Origin of the sequence: Candidatus Kurthia intestinigallinarum (assembly GCF_003991225.1) — a bacterium.
GTDB lineage: Bacteria > Bacillota > Bacilli > Bacillales_A > Planococcaceae > Kurthia > Kurthia populi.
Map to the genome: position 1 here is coordinate 1 of NZ_JTFC01000096.1, position 1,155 is coordinate 1,155.

The following is a 1,155-nucleotide window of genomic DNA, read 5'->3' on the forward strand; positions in this document are numbered from 1 at the left end:
TGTAAGGTAAATAATAACAAGGTAATTACATAAAAGAACCGCTCTTTTTTTCACCCAAAACTCCTGAATATTTTTATGTATTTATTTAACTTATTATGCAAAAATATACTTATACATATTTTATAGAAAGGGTGAATATGCGTGCATACCAACCTACATTTACAACCAGTTGCAACTCAATATGATCGCTATCAAGAAGCCTTGAAGCAAATTGAAGAAAAGATTAAAAATCGAGCAAAAGACTTTGAAATACTTCTGTATGAATCTGAAGTTATTATAGAGTTCTACAGTAAAAAGAAATTACCATTCCCATTACCTGATAGTGATATCCAACTTTTCAATGGTCCAATACTAGCGATTAAAAAGGATATTCTTTATTATTGGGATATCAAAACACAACAGGTTCATAAAACCGATCAGATTACTGATTTAGAAAAAACCGAAGCTACACCGACCTCTTTTGAAGATTTAGCAAGAGAAGGCTTATATAAAGAAGCACGCCAAAATTTAAAATATCTTTATACTTGGCTAGACGAAGAAACTGAAAAGTTGTATGAACAATTAGATCGCATTTAGAGCCCAAAATAGGGCTTTTTTTATATTCTTTTTGCAAACTCTGATAATAAAGAATTACGCGTCTATGCACACCTTTTAAAAGAACGTTTGTTCTTATTCAAAAAAATAAAAAGCCTCCTCATCGGAAGCTTCTAAATTCTTTAAAATTAACATAATTAAATGCTGATCTTACAATCATTACTACATTATTTACAAATTTAACTGTAACAACTCAATTCGTCATATAATACAACTCAAAAATATAATTCTTATCGTATCGGAGAAATACAACCTATTTCGTGTAGATGCAGCTACTCCAGATCCAATCTACATATGAAATCCCTTATTATCTGTTAATAGCCCCCACATTCAATATCCCCAATTATTTTATGCTTACATTATGTATAGGGATTGAAAAGCCAAAAGGTAAACCTAACTTTCAAAAGAAAATACTTATTAATCATAAAAATAACAAAATATTGATTTTATTCTGGCAGAAATACTATTCTTTGTCCTCTAAAACTTTATATTTTTCCTTATCTTTTTTAAATTCAAACTCAACCATTGAATACATATAGCCCACCATACTTGCTACGAATA

General features: G+C 29.4%; 1 protein-coding gene. It reads left to right on the plus strand.

Features of this window, described 5'->3' with window-relative positions:
* Window positions 1-141 precede the first annotated feature (141 nt).
* Complete coding sequence (locus tag QI30_RS18860; protein ID WP_126992077.1) at window positions 142-576, plus strand: hypothetical protein; 435 nt, start codon at window positions 142-144, stop codon at window positions 574-576.
* The last annotated feature ends 579 nt before the right edge of the window (window positions 577-1,155 follow it).